The sequence below is a fragment of the Azomonas agilis genome, assembly GCF_007830255.1.
In the GTDB taxonomy this organism is placed as follows: Bacteria; Pseudomonadota; Gammaproteobacteria; order Pseudomonadales; family Pseudomonadaceae; genus Azomonas; species Azomonas agilis.
The window spans coordinates 165,062-178,254 of record NZ_VLKG01000003.1; the positions used below are offsets into that span (position 1 = coordinate 165,062).

The following is a 13,193-nucleotide window of genomic DNA, read 5'->3' on the forward strand; positions in this document are numbered from 1 at the left end:
TTAGTACTAAGTCTGACTAAGCATGGAGTCTTTTTTCAATGGACTGCCTTCCTCTCGCCTTACCTCGCATTTCTTCCTTTGACCTTCATCGCACTTTTGCCCTGACCGTTTCTCCGGCTTCGGTGATTCGCTTTTCGATTTTTGGGTCGGCTCGGAGGGCAGTGGCGATCCTTGTAACACCGCCACTTTGTCCCATGGGTGGGACTGACCTACCAGACAACACTGTTTTTGCACCACCTTAGTGCATTTTTTGATTAAAAAATGATCAGCTTTGTCGGTTTTACGACAAGCCTTTTTTCAGTGTTTTTTGGGTTTTTCTTATGCTGCTCGATTGGATTACAGCTCGCATTCCACTACAGCACCTTACGCCTGAAGCTCGTGAGTGCGTTCGGTTGCTGAATGATCGTGTCTGCTGTTACTGCCCCAAGACAGGCATAGTTCGGTATGAATCCTCTAGGTGGGAGTCTGTTCGCTCTGACAGCCACCAGATCGTGGCTCGCGCCGGATCAGATTTATGGGTTCAAGGCTCACCCGCCCGTGTGATTGGGGATGGAGATACGGTTTTTGGGGCTGGAGCTTCCCGTTCACTGGAAATCACTGCCGCCTTACAGCGCATGATCTCCTTCTTGGCTACCCAGTTGGGTGTTGCGCTTCCAGACGCTAGCCATTGGCTTGTGAGTCGTGTGGATGTTACCGGCAACCTACTGTTGGGGTCGCTAGCGGATGTTCGCATAGGTCTGTCCATCCTGCGCGGCGTGGAAGGGGGACGCTATCGCGTTTCCGCGACCGAAGGGGATACCGTCTATTGGTCGAACGCCTCCAAGCTGCGTAAGGGCAAGGCTTACGCCAAAGGCCCACACCTACACCATTTACTCGACAAAAAGACCTACACAGGTCGCCGCTACAACGAAGCCGAACTTGCTTTCGCTCAAAGGCTATTGCGCCTAGAACTAACGCTGGGTCGTGAGTGGTTTGCCCGTAATCCATGGCAAACAGTGACCGCTGAAATGCTGACAAATGAATGGAACGAATACTTCGGACGAATGATTGGGGGAGCAGAGATCGTGGAAGACACTGACTTGAGAACTCGCATTGTTACTGCTGCTGAAACGGAATCTCGTGGAAAAGCCGCCTATGGTTGTTGGCTCATGATTCAAAGCGAAGGCTGGGAACGGGCCCGTGAAGCTTTCTCTAAAACAACTTGGTATCGGCATTTAGAAATAATCAGAAAGGCCGGTCTGAGCGATGCGGACATTAGTGCCGGTCGAGTTGTTCAACTGCGTCGCCGCATTATCGAAGCTCAACTTGTTAATTCATGGGCCGATGTCGCCTAAAGGAGTAGCTATGTCTATTTACATTGAAATTGATAGTTTAGAAATTAAGTCACGCTCTGGGGTTTCTGCTAGGACGGGTAAGCCTTATACCATTCGTGAGCAACGTGCTTACTTGCATCAGTCGGGTCAAAAATACCCAACTGGCTTTTCAATTAGTTTAGAGGAAGATCAGTCTCCTTATCCGGTTGGTCGGTATGACTTAGATGATTCGAGTTTCTTTATAGGTCGTTTTTCCGATTTGCAAGTTAAGCCTCGGTTAAGGACTTCTAACGCTAACTCAGGAGTTTCATCAGCTCCTATAACTCGTACTGCTTGAGTGGGTTGTATTTATGACTCAATCAGACATTGACGGACTTTATTACTTAGTTTTAGCAGGCTGTATAGTTTCTGGTCTTTCTTTGTTTTGTTTATTTATGGAGTTTACTTCTAAGTCGAAGGGTAAGTGTTAATGGAAGTTGGTTTAATCACTTTAGATCATATTTATTATCTAATATCTGGCATTGCCTTTGTTATTAGTTTTGGAAGTGGCTATTCAGCGGGAGTGACTTCGTGACTGAGGAAGTTGAATTAGCAATTTTAATTGCCGGACTTTGTTGCCTTTTCTGGGTAACGGGGTACGGCTTTGGCAGCGTCATTCGTTTTTATCGACGCATTTTTAGTAAAGTTGTTTAGGAGTTTTTTATGCTCTCTTACCTTCGGCGTTTAAAAGAACGGTCTAACCGTGTCTTTTTAGCAGTTGCTGCCTTTTTTCTTCCAGCAATTGCGCTGGCTCAAGAGGCTGGTAGCGGTGATCAAGTTACTGCTGGCATTGCTTCGTTGCAGGGTCAAGTCTTGACTTACGTTGGCCTCGGTATCGGTGCCTGTGTCGCTATTTTGCTCGTCTCGCTTGCCGGTGATATCGGCATTGGTGTTGCCAAAAAATGGCTGCGCAAAGGGGCTAGCTAATGAGAAAGGCGGCCCTAGTGTTGGCGACTTCGGTCGCCTTTCTTCTTTCTGCTGATGCGTTTGCAGCGCGCAAAGATGTAGCTCATCCTCCTGTTTCTGATGTTATTGCATCGGGCACTGCATCTAAGAACGGCACTTCGTTAGATATTGCTGCCGCTATTTCAGGTGTTCTTATTGAGTCTAGTCGTGGGGCTTTGACTGTTCCCGTTCAGTCTATAACGTCAGTTCCGCAATCTAATATTGTCTCGTTAGTTAAGGGTACTCTTAAAAATACGCCTGCTACTGCTCTAACTACAGTTGCTTTTGTTGCGTTATTAGAAGCGGTTGACTGGGTGATTGAAGGGGAGGTGATATCTAAAGAAGTTAATGGGGCTCCCGTTTTAGGTAGTGCGTCTACTGATTATTACTGGATCGGTTCAGGCACTACTAAATATTCTGATCCTTCTTCTGCTTGTTCTACTATTCATCCTCATTATTCATTTTCTCGTTTTGAGTTTTTTACTTATTCTGGTCAGCTTAGAGCTCATTGTTATTACACTGGCTTTTCTTCTCCTTTAGCTACAGCTTATCGTTATGGTTCAACTTGCCCAACTGGCACAACTTATAACACAACGGCTGGCGGCTGTATTGGCCAAACTAGAGTTCCTTTAACTTCTGCTGATATTGATAACTCCACCGCTTTAGATGACTTTATTAAAAATTCTCCGGTTTCTCTTCAGAAAGATTTAATTAAAGAATCCTGTCAAGTTAAAGCACAGCCTAAAGATTGTTATGACAGCTTGCCGGATCGTAGGCGATTAGACGGCCCCGACAGCATTGATTTACCTGATCTCGATTTTTCTACTACTGAGATCACGTTAAACGGTGATACTAATACAACAACAACTAATAATAAGTCTGAAGTAAGTATTCAGTATAATGATAATTCGATTGAATATACTGAGAATCAAACTACTACAACAACTAATTCTAACGGTACTACTACAACTAAAACTGAGACAGTAACTGTTCCTACCCTTCCTCTTTTATCTATTGAGCCTTGGACAGATGTCCCTGCTGATATTAGTGGTACTTCTGGGGGCCTAAGTTTTTTACCGTACTCTCCCACTTTTAGTATGGGTGGTGGAGGCTGTAGTGAATGGACGTTTCAATTGCCGGTAATTGGAAACTTAACTACCAACTATTGCCCGATACACGAGCAATATGTACGTCCTACATTAGCGTTCTTTTTCTACCTCTGGACTGTTTTACATATCTTTCATATCGCGCGTGAAACTACTCAGATTGTGAGGGCTAAATAATGCAGGCAATTATTACTGCTCTGGTTTCAATATTTACTAACTTAGCTTCGTTCGTTACTAAGTGGCTCGGTATTAAATACACCATTAGGATGGTTGTAGTTGCCGCTTGGTTAGCGGCTGTTTCTGCTTTCTTGATTGCACTCGGTGTATTAAGTGGCAACTTATATTCATCTGTACCAAGTTGGGTTCAAGATGCTTTAGACCTTCTTCCATCTAATACTCTTCCCTGTATCGCGGCTATTGCTGCCGCTTATGCGGCTTCTTGGACATACACTGAGATCACTACATTAATAACGATCAAAGGTCGTGTTTAGCTCTTGAGGCGGGGTGTAGCGGCCTCTAGGAGGCCGTCTACACCCCGCATCTATTAATTGAGGACTTCTTATGACTGTCTATTTTTTAACGGGGAAGTTAGGTTCGGGTAAGTCGTTAATGAGCGTAAGTAAAATCCGCGAATACTTGGAAGCGGGTCGTCGAGTTGCTACTAATCTCGATATTTACTTAGATGCCATGTTTACCAATAACAAATCTTCCATTGTGCGTTTACCCGATAAGCCGCGTATTGAAGATATGAAAGCCCTAGGTTCTGGATATGAATCAGACGACCCTCGCGATAATACTGAGTCTAAGTATGGTCTTATTGTTCTTGACGAGTGCGGGACCTGGCTTAACTCACGAGAATGGAATGACAAGGGAAGACGAGCTCTTATTGACTGGTTTCTACACGCGAGAAAGCACAGATGGGATGTGATTTTTCTCATTCAAGACATTGAAGCCTGTGATGGTCAAATTGTCCGTGCGCTCTGTGAGCACTTGGTAATTTGCAGAAGGATGGATCGTTACCGCGTTTTTAAAGTACGTCTGCCTCGCTTTCATATCGCAACCGTTTACTACGGCACTACTGCGAATAAAGGCAATTTCGTTGAGCGCTGGGTGTATCGTGGTACTGAGCTGTATGCCGCTTACGACACACGCCAGTGTTTCAGCGATGGCTTAGAGTTTCATGGTAATGATCTGGTCGATATGCGCGCTATGTACTCTGTTTTGTCTGCATATCACGTTAAAGGCCGCTATATCACATCGCCTGCTGCTTCGGTGTCGTTTGGTCAGCGCCTAGCCCGTTTTGCTTTTTGGGCTGTTTGGGGCCCGTATTTGCTTTGGCTGTCTCTATTTGATTCAGAGCGCTTTAAACGGCAGTATCTGCAACAACGTCAGCGTGATTCTGTTTTGATAGCTGACCGTCAGATCACTTTTGAGCGAGAGTAAAATGGGACTACAAGACAGGGATTGGTTTAAAGAAGATCAGGATCGGCGTGCTAATTCTTCTAATAGTTCGTCTGGATCCACTTACAGTTCAGAACCTAAAGCAAAATCGGCTTCAACTCGAACACACAAATCTCAATCTAAGCCAGTCGATTCTTGTCCTTGGAAGGCTGAAACTCGTACAGAATCGTTGGCTTTTTCTGGTCTTGCTGTTTTCTGCCTCGTTCTGATTTCTTTCATTGCGGGCACTTTCTTTGCTCATTTCTTTCTGTAGTTTCTTCTAATTGACTGCTTTAAAGGCCTATTATTCATGCTGTTAATAGGTCTTGGAGCGTTTTCTCATGGTATATCCCATTTTTGCCAACGTCGCTGCCAGTGTTTCAGAATTGAAAAAGAACCCTATGGCCACTGTCGCTGCTGGTGACGGTGCAGCAGTAGCCATTCTTAACCGTAATGAACCGGCTTTTTACTGTGTTCCGGCATCTGTCTATGCAGCCATGATGGAACGGCTTGAAGACATAGAGCTAAATGCCATTGCCGATGCACGTCAGGGTGAGGCCGTTGTGAAGGTAAAACTCAGTGACCTTTGAACTGGGCTTTCTGGATTCGGCGTTAAAGGAATGGCGCAAGCTGGATCCAAACACCCGAAGCATGTTTAGCAAAAAACTCTCTGAACGCTGTGAAAACCCCCGTATTCCCTCGGCCCAGCTTTCAGGGAGTAAGGACAGATACAAAATCAAGTTACGGGGTGTGGGGTATCGGTTGGTCTATGAAGTCCGCGATGCCGAAATACTGATTGTTGTTATTGCAGTTGGCCCCAGAGAACGAAACGAGGTGTATAAAAAAGCGGAAACTCGCAAAATCTCGGACTGACAGGCCTTGGCCTGTCATAAAGCGCAGGCACGGGGTTTCGTGAAACCCCCCGTGCTAATGCGCTGGAGCCCGCGAAGCGGCCCTAACCTGACCCAAGCACAAGGCCAAGAACCCAATCTGCAACAACACGATAGCCAATCCGCGAAATACGGACGTTCATCAACACAAGACCCTCCCGTGCCTAGTAAGCCGCTTTTCGTTTTCTGGAGAAAACGATGATGTTAAAGGCACGACACACATGGGATGAGGCCGCTGTTCGCTGGATCCGCGAAACCACTCATAAAGCCGACCATGCCAAGGATCAGGCCAAACTGAATTGGTTGGCACAGCACCTATCTGGTCTTCACCTGGACGAAATCACCCGCGACCTGATTGACGACATAGCACAGATCAAACTCACCAGCTCAAAGCCTGCCACCGTCAACCGTTACCTAGCCCTGATTCGCGCCATTCTTCATATGGCCCGCGATGAATGGGAATGGATTGCCCGCGCCCCTCGCGTCCGTATGCTGCACGAACCCCGCAAACGAGTGCGCTGGCTCACTCCTGACGAAGCATCCCGTCTCCTGCATGAGTTACCCCCTCATCTCGCTGCTATGGCTCGTTTTAGCCTGTCTACGGGCCTACGCCAGCGTAACGTCAGTTACCTGCGTTGGGATCAAGTCGATCTTGACCGGGGAATGGCTTGGATTCATGCGGACGAATTCAAGTCACGCAAGGCCATCTCAGTGCCACTGAATGCCGTAGCACTGGACGTATTGAACCAACAGAAGGGAAAGCATTCAGAATGGGTATTCGTCTATCAGGGACACCCAGTAGACCGAACCAGCACAGTTGCTTGGAAAAGGGCTTTGGAGCGGGCAGGAATCAAAGACTTCAGATGGCATGACCTGCGCCATACTTGGGCATCGTGGCACGCCCAAGCAGGCACAACCCTACACGAACTAATGGAGCTAGGAGGCTGGTCGTGTATGGATATGGTTTTGCGCTATGCCCACCTTGCTGGTGAGCATTTGAAGAAACCGGCGGCCAACATCGAAAAACTGTTGTAAACGCCGACGGCGAGAAGGCTTGGTGCCCAGAGGCGGAATCGAACCACCGACACGGGGATTTTCAATCCCCTGCTCTACCGACTGAGCTATCTGGGCTATGGGCGCGCATTAAACGGGTTTCGTCTTCGAGTGTCAAGTAACTTCTTTAAAAAATTCACAGGCTTGTGGAGATACACCCCGATTAACTCCGTGGAATAATCAATCACCTATAGGCATTCGGATACCCCCATCGTGCCCTTTGACTCCATTATTGATGATCTGGTTAAACAAGGCTGGTCGTTACAACAAAACAGTCTCCCTGAATCTTTGATTCAGGAACTCATTACCGAGTCCTACCGCCGAGCAGCTCAGGGATTACTGACTCCTGCTGGAGTAGGGCGTGCTCAGGAGTTGACTGTACGCGATACTATTCGTGGCGATAGCATCCATTGGCTGGAACACGGACAAGCTACCTGTACAGATGCTTATCTTGAGCACATGGAAGCATTACGCGTGACCTTAAATCAGGCGTTTTTTTTGGGGTTGGAAGACTTTGAATGTCACATGGCACTTTATCCACCGGGGAGTTTTTATAAGACCCATGTAGACCGATTCCGAGACGACGACAGCCGCACGGTCACTGCCGTGACCTATTTAAATTCGAATTGGACATCAGAAGATGGTGGCCTGATGCGTTTGTATCTATCCGATGGAGCAGCACAAGACATTCCACCTCTGGCCGGGAATTTAGCCGTTTTTATGTCGGCGGATAGGCCCCACGAAGTGTTACCCACTCAACGAGAACGCTTAGCCCTAACGGGCTGGTTTAAACGACGCTCCTGTAACCCATTGCCCTTGTAAGGTTTTGATGCAGATTAAAAGCCCCATGCCGCTATCAGCCTAATCTAGGCTCTGACACTGTATAGGCTTTACAACAGGAGTACTTGAGTGAAAACCGCTCACGATCTGGTTACTGACGCCAAAGCGCAGATTCATGAAATCAGTCCTGAAGAAGCAGTAAATAGTATTCAACAGGCTGATTTACTGCTGGATGTCCGGGAAGCCAGTGAATACCAAACAGGACACATTCCCACTGCCATTAATATTCCACGCGGTTTGCTGGAGTTTAAATTAGAAAGTACGCCCGAGTTATCTAACCGAGCACTTAAGATCGTGCTGTACTGTAAAACCAGTGGCCGGGCGGCTTTATCGGCGTTGACGCTCAAGCACATGGGCTATCAACAGGTGCAGTCCATTGCCGGTGGTTTCGATGCGTGGATTGCAGCGGGAAAACCTCAGTCTGGCCCGGATTTTCCCCATTTTGAATAACCCTATCTCTGCGAGGTATCTGTTGTGAAACCCGTATTATTGAGGCTGTCTTTACTGCTACTACTGATGAGCTGTGGATCGGCCTTTGCGCAAAATCTGTACGTCAATCTACAGGGCATAAAAAACGATACCGGTAAGATTCGAGTGGGACTTTACAGCAATAAAGAGAAGTTTCGTAAAGAAGCTTATGCCTTAAAAGTCATCGAAGTGCCTGCCAAAGCGGGCACAGTACAGGTTGAGTTTACGGACTTACAGCCAGGTTGGTACGCCATCATGGCCTACCACGATGAGGATGCAAATGGCCGTTTGAATCTGCTCTTGGGTATGTATCCTACCGAAGGATACGGTCTATCTAACAATCCCAGTGTGTTTGGCCCACCCACCTTTGAAGACAGCGCCTTTAAGATGGAGGATCAAAACCTGAGCATCAATATTGAGACGCGCTATTGATGCCGGCTTTAGGGCTTAGGGTGTTTCCGGTGGTAGCTCAGGGAGCTGGCGTAATAGCTGTTCGTAGCGCTGAACATCAAAGCCGCGCTCCTCGTGCAGTAGGCTGCATATTTCGTGGCCTAGAACCAAGGCCATCAGCTCCAGAATTTCTGTACGCTCGTAGCCGACCAGACTCAGTTTATTGAATACGGCTTGAGTACAGGCTGGCTCGCCACTGGCCAATTGGTTTTCGATGGCTTCGATCAGTCGATCCTTGGCGAAGAGTTCGTCTTCTTCGTGTTCATGCATACAAAATGCTCCGAAAAACCGAAGCGCAAGGCTTCGGTTTGGGCTGATGATTTAGCGTTGAGCCAGTAGCTCGTTGCCACGCACAACAGCAGCGCGTACTTGGGCAGGAGCCGTGCCACCGATGTGGTTGCGGGCGTTGACCGAACCTTCCAGCGTCAGCACCGCAAACACGTCATCATCAATTTGGTCGCTGAATTGGCGCAGTTCTTCCAGCGACATCTCCGCCAGATCCTTGCTGGTTTGCACACCGTACTTCACCGCATGACCGACGATTTCGTGGCAGTCACGGAAGGGCAGTCCTTTGCGTACTAAGTAATCGGCTAGATCGGTCGCGGTGGAGAAGCCGCGTAGGGCCGCTTCACGCATGATCTCGCGTTTGGGCTTGATGGCCGGCACCATGTCGGCAAAGGCGCGTAAAGAGTCGCGCAGGGTATCGGCGGCATCAAACAGGGGCTCTTTATCTTCTTGATTGTCCTTGTTGTAGGCTAAGGGCTGGCCCTTCATCAGGGTCAGCAGACCCATCAAAGCGCCAAACACGCGCCCAGATTTGCCGCGCACCAGTTCGGGTACGTCGGGGTTTTTCTTCTGCGGCATGATGGAGGAGCCGGTGCAGAAACGATCCGGCAGATCAATGAATTGGAACTGAGCCGAAGTCCAAAGCACCAGCTCTTCGGAGAAGCGCGACAGGTGCATCATGGTCAAGGAAGCAGCGGCGCAAAATTCGATGGCAAAATCCCGATCAGAAACGCCATCCAGCGAGTTGCCAGAGATGGCCTCAAAACCCAGCAAATCGCAAGTGATTTGGCGGTCAATGGGGTAGGTGGTTCCGGCCAAGGCGGCACTGCCTAAGGGCATGCGGTTGACGCGCTTACGGCAATCTACCAGCCGCTCGTAATCGCGGGACAGCATCTCAAACCAGGCCAGTAGGTGATGACCAAAGGTTACAGGCTGGGCGGTTTGCAGGTGGGTAAAACCGGGCATGATGGTATCGGCTTCTGCTTCCGCTACGCTCAGCAAGCCCTGTTGTAAGCGGGTGATTTCGCCGAGGATGATGCTGATTTCGTCCCGCAGCCACAGGCGAATATCCGTGGCCACCTGATCATTGCGTGAGCGTCCGGTGTGCAGCTTTTTGCCTGTGATGCCGATACGATCGGTCAGACGCGCCTCGATGTTCATGTGCACGTCTTCCAGATCCACCCGCCATTCAAATTGACCGGCTTCGATTTCGGCCTGAATCTGTTGCAGACCTTGGTGAATGCTTTGACACTCGGCTTCAGTCAGTACACCTACCCGTGACAGCATGCTCGCATGAGCCATAGAGCCCATGATGTCGTGGCGGTATAGGCGTTTATCGAAGTCAACGGAGGCGGTAAAGCGGGCGACAAAAGCGTCCACAGGCTCGCTAAAACGGCCACCCCAAGACTGGTTGGTGCTGTCGGTGCTCATGTAATGGGCTCACTTGAGATCATTCGGGTATAAATGCTTGAAATGATAACAGGCAGGCCGATTGCTGGTGCTGAATAAACCAAGAAAGTCGCAAAACCGCGAAAAATCCCACGAAATACTGAATTAAGGATTGCAGCAGTATCCGTGCCCCTAGACTATGCTTGTTAAGCAAGGCAACAACAGGAATCCCGGTTATGAATGTCCTGATTGTCGATAGTAATCCTGAAATTCGCACCCAGTTACATCACTTGGCCAACCAGCTACAGGATGTCTGCGTGTTGGATAGTCCTGTAGTACCCCAGCCTCAAACTCGGGTGCCTGATGTGTTGTTGTTGGCTACTACGCCCATCACCCGCGAACAAATACAGTCGATTCAGTGCTGGAACAGTGCAGATCAACTGCCGGGGCTGGTGCTTTTAGTCGATCCTCATGTGGCTCCGGGGCTTAATCAAGCACAGAGCCCTGCGGCCATTTTGCAGCCACCGCTTACCTTGGATAATTTGCAACAGGCCTTGCAGCAGGCTAAGCCGCTTAGTTGCTCGGATCTATCTTCCCTCAGCCACCAATTTCCGCGCAGTCACCTCAGTGCGCGTACCCGGCGTGGTATTGAGCGAGTGCCTCTGGATCAGGTGTTGTACTTTATGGCCGATCACAAGTACGTCACCTTGCACCATGAACAGGGTGAGTTGTTGCTGGATGAGTCGCTTAAAGCTTTAGAGACAGAGTTTGGTGACCGATTAGTGCGGATTCATCGCAATACTCTGGTGCTGCGTAGCCGTATGGAGCGCTTGCAGCGTACCGCTCAGGGGGATATTCGTCTGTACCTAACGGGGCTTAAGGATCAGGGGCTGACCGTCAGTCGCCGACAGTTGTCCAGCATTCGCCGTTTGCTACCTGATGCCAGTGCCCGTTGAAGCTTTGATTCAGAGGCTACCTCTGCTTAGGGTTAGGAATGCTCCCATAGGTGTTAACAATCTTGCTGAGAAACACCGCAACCGACCAACTCAATGGCATAATGCCACGCACGCAATACCCTTTGTGTGCTCTATAGGGTCAATCAATGAAACCAATGAAGTTGACCCCTCTCATTCAGGCAGTATGAATTCTGAATTGAATTATGGCCCACAACTCCATATCCCGAACACAGCAAGAAGACAAGGAGGACGCGAGACCAGGGTCATCTTGCATCCCTCTCCAGCGCAAACTGGAGTATCTCGTTGAATCAAACATGAGTAGATTGGATCGATACGATTTAAACATTTTGGCAGCCTTACAAAAGGATGCCCGTTTATCCAACCAAGAATTGGCGGAGCATATTGGGTTATCTCCCTCGCCCTGTTCCAGACGTGTGAAGCAATTAGAAGACGACGGTTATATTTTGAGCCAAGTTGCTTTGCTAGACCGCAAAGCACTGGGGTTAAGCCTGACCGCCACGGTTTTAGTGGGCATGGATCGGCATACCCCTGAGCGTTTTGAACACTTTGAACAGGTGATCAGTCAGCATCCTCAGGTATTGGAGTGCAGTCTAATTACTGGCATGGATGCAGATTACCAACTCAAGGTGGTGGTGCCCGATATGGATCATTATCAGCAGTTTTTATTGGGAGTATTGACCCGCATTGATGGGGTATCCAGCGTACGCTCCAGTTTTGTGCTACGGCAGGTGCTTTCCAGTACCGCCTTACCCCTCAACCATCTGTACGATTGACATCCTCCCCGCCCTAAATGAACTGATTCGGTGGGTTCTTAGGGTTTGGCTTCTTGGAGCAAGCGCTCCAAGGTAGAGGTGCGTTCGGCAGGCGCGAGTTTACCTAAGCGAGCGACCGCCGCATGAAAAGCCGGCCAATCCCCGTGGACCTGTTGAAATAGCTGAGCAAATGCAGGCACCCATTGATCATATAAGCCAAAAGGTAATAAAGCAGCGTTGTTTAAAGGTTGTTTAAACCATTGATCGAAGTAGCCCCGTCCACCCCATTCTTGTTCCTTCAAACGTCGGTGGGTTTGGCGCAGTCGGGTGAATTCCGCTTGCTTGCGCGTGCGCATGTCTTCTTCAGGGAGTGCGGTAGCGTATAGGACGCGTAAGCGTTCGCGGGTAGCCAGAATTTCTTCTACCATTTGTCTATAGGCTTTAACTCGATCCGTTTGTAATGGAGGTAGTCCTTGATAGGCCCGCCACTGCCGTTGGCCTTCACGTTCTACAAAGCTGGCATAGGATTCGTTAAAGGCTGTGTCGCCTTGCACATACAGCATTTGGTGCGTCAGTTCGTGGAAAATCAATGCCGCTAGCTGATCATCGTTGCGCCTGAGCATGGTGTTGATCAGGGGATCGGAAAACCAGCCCAGTGTGGAGTAGGCATCAACACCTGCCACCAGTGTATCCATATGCTGGGCTTTAAGTTCTGTGGCCTTATTGTGCGCGTCTTGTTCTTTAAAGTAACCGCGATAGGCCACACAGCCTGTAATCGGGAAGCAATGTTTGATGGGGTCTACTGAAAACTCAGGGGTAGCAAATACGTTCCAAACCACATAGTTCCGTTGTAGGTCGGCGTATTCGCGGTAACTATTGTTGTTAGGAAGCCCTAGGTGGGTGCTGGCAAAGTCTCGCGCTTCCAGCACCTTGGCTAAACGAGCCTGTAACTGAGGGTCTTGGTTTGGGTCTTCTAAGATGGCTGAAATGGGTTTATGGGCACTGAATAGAGCCAGTTGCCCTACGATCAACTGACCGTAATAGCCCACACAGCCGCTCAGTAGCACACAGGACGAAATTAAGATCACAAGCATAGAGGTGTGTGCAGTAAGGGTCACAAAGTCAGCCTATACCCATCAAAAGAAGGGAGTAGATCAAAAATCAGAATGATGGCTAAGCCTACACTGGATAAATGGGATGTCCATTAATGGGTTTTATAAATGACAGAGATGGATAACTCATGTGT

The 13,193-nt window shown here is 48.8% G+C and carries 18 protein-coding genes and 1 tRNA gene; 15 read left to right on the forward strand and 4 right to left on the reverse strand.

All coding sequences use genetic code 11. The annotated features are described in order from the left end of the window. Positions 1–320 precede the first annotated feature (320 nt). The 10 genes from LX59_RS05470 (at position 321) to LX59_RS05510 (ending at position 6,768) form a co-directional block, all read left to right on the forward strand. Positions 321–1,334 (forward strand): phage/plasmid replication protein, II/X family, encoded by a 1,014-nt coding sequence (locus LX59_RS05470; RefSeq protein ID WP_144570841.1) that lies wholly within the window; start codon positions 321–323, stop codon positions 1,332–1,334. Positions 1,335–1,344: 10 nt separating this feature from the next. Further along, complete coding sequence (locus LX59_RS05475; protein WP_144570842.1) at positions 1,345–1,650, forward strand: single-stranded DNA-binding protein; 306 nt, start codon at positions 1,345–1,347, stop codon at positions 1,648–1,650. 233 nt (positions 1,651–1,883) lie between these two features. Continuing rightward, on the forward strand, positions 1,884–2,006 hold the full coding sequence (locus LX59_RS16055; protein ID WP_281284835.1) for a hypothetical protein: 123 nt from the start codon (positions 1,884–1,886) through the stop codon (positions 2,004–2,006). 9 nt (positions 2,007–2,015) lie between these two features. Next, positions 2,016–2,279 (forward strand): hypothetical protein, encoded by a 264-nt coding sequence (locus LX59_RS05480; RefSeq protein WP_144570843.1) that lies wholly within the window; start codon positions 2,016–2,018, stop codon positions 2,277–2,279. Next, positions 2,279–3,580 carry a hypothetical protein gene (locus LX59_RS05485; RefSeq protein ID WP_144570844.1) on the forward strand — a complete coding sequence of 434 codons (1,302 nt, stop codon included), beginning with the start codon at positions 2,279–2,281 and terminating at the stop codon, positions 3,578–3,580. Before LX59_RS05480 ends, LX59_RS05485 begins: the two co-directional genes overlap by 1 nt. Further along, a complete protein-coding gene (locus LX59_RS05490; RefSeq protein ID WP_144570845.1) occupies positions 3,580–3,894 on the forward strand; it encodes a DUF5455 family protein in 315 nt (104 codons plus the stop codon). Before LX59_RS05485 ends, LX59_RS05490 begins: the two co-directional genes overlap by 1 nt. A gap of 70 nt (positions 3,895–3,964) precedes the next feature. Next, positions 3,965–4,846 carry a zonular occludens toxin domain-containing protein gene (locus LX59_RS05495; protein ID WP_144570846.1) on the forward strand — a complete coding sequence of 294 codons (882 nt, stop codon included), beginning with the start codon at positions 3,965–3,967 and terminating at the stop codon, positions 4,844–4,846. 338 nt (positions 4,847–5,184) lie between these two features. Next, positions 5,185–5,433, forward strand: a complete 249-nt coding sequence (locus tag LX59_RS05500) for a type II toxin-antitoxin system Phd/YefM family antitoxin (protein ID WP_144570847.1) — start codon at positions 5,185–5,187, stop codon at positions 5,431–5,433. After that, complete coding sequence (locus LX59_RS05505) at positions 5,423–5,716, forward strand: type II toxin-antitoxin system RelE family toxin (RefSeq protein WP_144570848.1); 294 nt, start codon at positions 5,423–5,425, stop codon at positions 5,714–5,716. Before LX59_RS05500 ends, LX59_RS05505 begins: the two co-directional genes overlap by 11 nt. A gap of 215 nt (positions 5,717–5,931) precedes the next feature. After that, entirely contained in the window at positions 5,932–6,768 is an 837-nt protein-coding gene (locus tag LX59_RS05510) for a tyrosine-type recombinase/integrase (RefSeq protein ID WP_144570849.1), read from the forward strand. Positions 6,769–6,788: 20 nt separating this feature from the next. Here LX59_RS05510 and LX59_RS05515 read toward each other — a convergent pair. Next, positions 6,789–6,864, reverse strand: a tRNA-Phe gene (locus LX59_RS05515). Between the two features lie 135 nt (positions 6,865–6,999). Between LX59_RS05515 and LX59_RS05520 the strand changes: the two genes are divergently transcribed. The 3 genes from LX59_RS05520 (at position 7,000) to LX59_RS05530 (ending at position 8,526) form a co-directional block, all read left to right on the forward strand. Then, positions 7,000–7,608 (forward strand): 2OG-Fe(II) oxygenase, encoded by a 609-nt coding sequence (locus tag LX59_RS05520; protein ID WP_144570850.1) that lies wholly within the window; start codon positions 7,000–7,002, stop codon positions 7,606–7,608. Between the two features lie 87 nt (positions 7,609–7,695). Further along, positions 7,696–8,076, forward strand: coding sequence for a rhodanese-like domain-containing protein (locus LX59_RS05525; RefSeq protein ID WP_144570851.1), 381 nt, complete (start codon positions 7,696–7,698; stop codon positions 8,074–8,076). Positions 8,077–8,100: 24 nt separating this feature from the next. Further along, positions 8,101–8,526, forward strand: a complete 426-nt coding sequence (locus tag LX59_RS05530) for a DUF2141 domain-containing protein (protein WP_211354826.1) — start codon at positions 8,101–8,103, stop codon at positions 8,524–8,526. Positions 8,527–8,541: 15 nt separating this feature from the next. Here the strand turns inward: LX59_RS05530 and LX59_RS05535 are convergent, their stop codons facing one another. Further along, the gene (locus LX59_RS05535) at positions 8,542–8,814 is read right to left on the reverse strand and encodes a hypothetical protein (protein WP_144570852.1); all 273 of its coding nucleotides are present in this window, start codon (positions 8,812–8,814) and stop codon (positions 8,542–8,544) included. A gap of 51 nt (positions 8,815–8,865) precedes the next feature. After that, the gene (gene argH / locus LX59_RS05540; RefSeq protein ID WP_144570853.1) at positions 8,866–10,260 is read right to left on the reverse strand and encodes an argininosuccinate lyase; all 1,395 of its coding nucleotides are present in this window, start codon (positions 10,258–10,260) and stop codon (positions 8,866–8,868) included. Positions 10,261–10,454: 194 nt separating this feature from the next. Here argH and LX59_RS16060 point away from each other — a divergent pair, with 194 nt between their 5' ends. Then, positions 10,455–11,174 (forward strand): LytR/AlgR family response regulator transcription factor, encoded by a 720-nt coding sequence (locus tag LX59_RS16060; RefSeq protein WP_144570854.1) that lies wholly within the window; start codon positions 10,455–10,457, stop codon positions 11,172–11,174. A gap of 314 nt (positions 11,175–11,488) precedes the next feature. Further along, positions 11,489–11,968, forward strand: a complete 480-nt coding sequence (locus LX59_RS05550; RefSeq protein ID WP_144570855.1) for an Lrp/AsnC family transcriptional regulator — start codon at positions 11,489–11,491, stop codon at positions 11,966–11,968. A 38-nt stretch (positions 11,969–12,006) separates the two neighbouring features. Here LX59_RS05550 and LX59_RS05555 read toward each other — a convergent pair whose 3' ends face one another. Then, entirely contained in the window at positions 12,007–13,041 is a 1,035-nt protein-coding gene (locus LX59_RS05555) for an aminopeptidase (RefSeq protein ID WP_144570856.1), read from the reverse strand. Between the last annotated feature and the right edge of the window lie 152 nt (positions 13,042–13,193).

Bases quoted from the DNA above. Each gene is read 5' to 3' on its own strand.
- LX59_RS05555 (WP_144570856.1), bottom strand. From the start codon at position 13,041: ATGCTTGTGATCTTAATTTCGTCCTGTGTGCTACTGAGCGGCTGTGTG.
- LX59_RS05480 (WP_144570843.1), top strand. From the start codon at position 2,016: ATGCTCTCTTACCTTCGGCGTTTAAAAGAACGGTCTAACCGTGTCTTT.
- LX59_RS05470 (WP_144570841.1), top strand. From the start codon at position 321: ATGCTGCTCGATTGGATTACAGCTCGCATTCCACTACAGCACCTTACG.
- LX59_RS05550 (WP_144570855.1), top strand. From the start codon at position 11,489: ATGAGTAGATTGGATCGATACGATTTAAACATTTTGGCAGCCTTACAA.
- LX59_RS05475 (WP_144570842.1), top strand. From the start codon at position 1,345: ATGTCTATTTACATTGAAATTGATAGTTTAGAAATTAAGTCACGCTCT.
- argH (WP_144570853.1), bottom strand. From the start codon at position 10,260: ATGAGCACCGACAGCACCAACCAGTCTTGGGGTGGCCGTTTTAGCGAG.
- LX59_RS05490 (WP_144570845.1), top strand. From the start codon at position 3,580: ATGCAGGCAATTATTACTGCTCTGGTTTCAATATTTACTAACTTAGCT.
- LX59_RS16060 (WP_144570854.1), top strand. From the start codon at position 10,455: ATGAATGTCCTGATTGTCGATAGTAATCCTGAAATTCGCACCCAGTTA.
- LX59_RS05535 (WP_144570852.1), bottom strand. From the start codon at position 8,814: ATGCATGAACACGAAGAAGACGAACTCTTCGCCAAGGATCGACTGATC.
- LX59_RS05500 (WP_144570847.1), top strand. From the start codon at position 5,185: ATGGTATATCCCATTTTTGCCAACGTCGCTGCCAGTGTTTCAGAATTG.
- LX59_RS05485 (WP_144570844.1), top strand. From the start codon at position 2,279: ATGAGAAAGGCGGCCCTAGTGTTGGCGACTTCGGTCGCCTTTCTTCTT.
- LX59_RS05510 (WP_144570849.1), top strand. From the start codon at position 5,932: ATGATGTTAAAGGCACGACACACATGGGATGAGGCCGCTGTTCGCTGG.
- LX59_RS05495 (WP_144570846.1), top strand. From the start codon at position 3,965: ATGACTGTCTATTTTTTAACGGGGAAGTTAGGTTCGGGTAAGTCGTTA.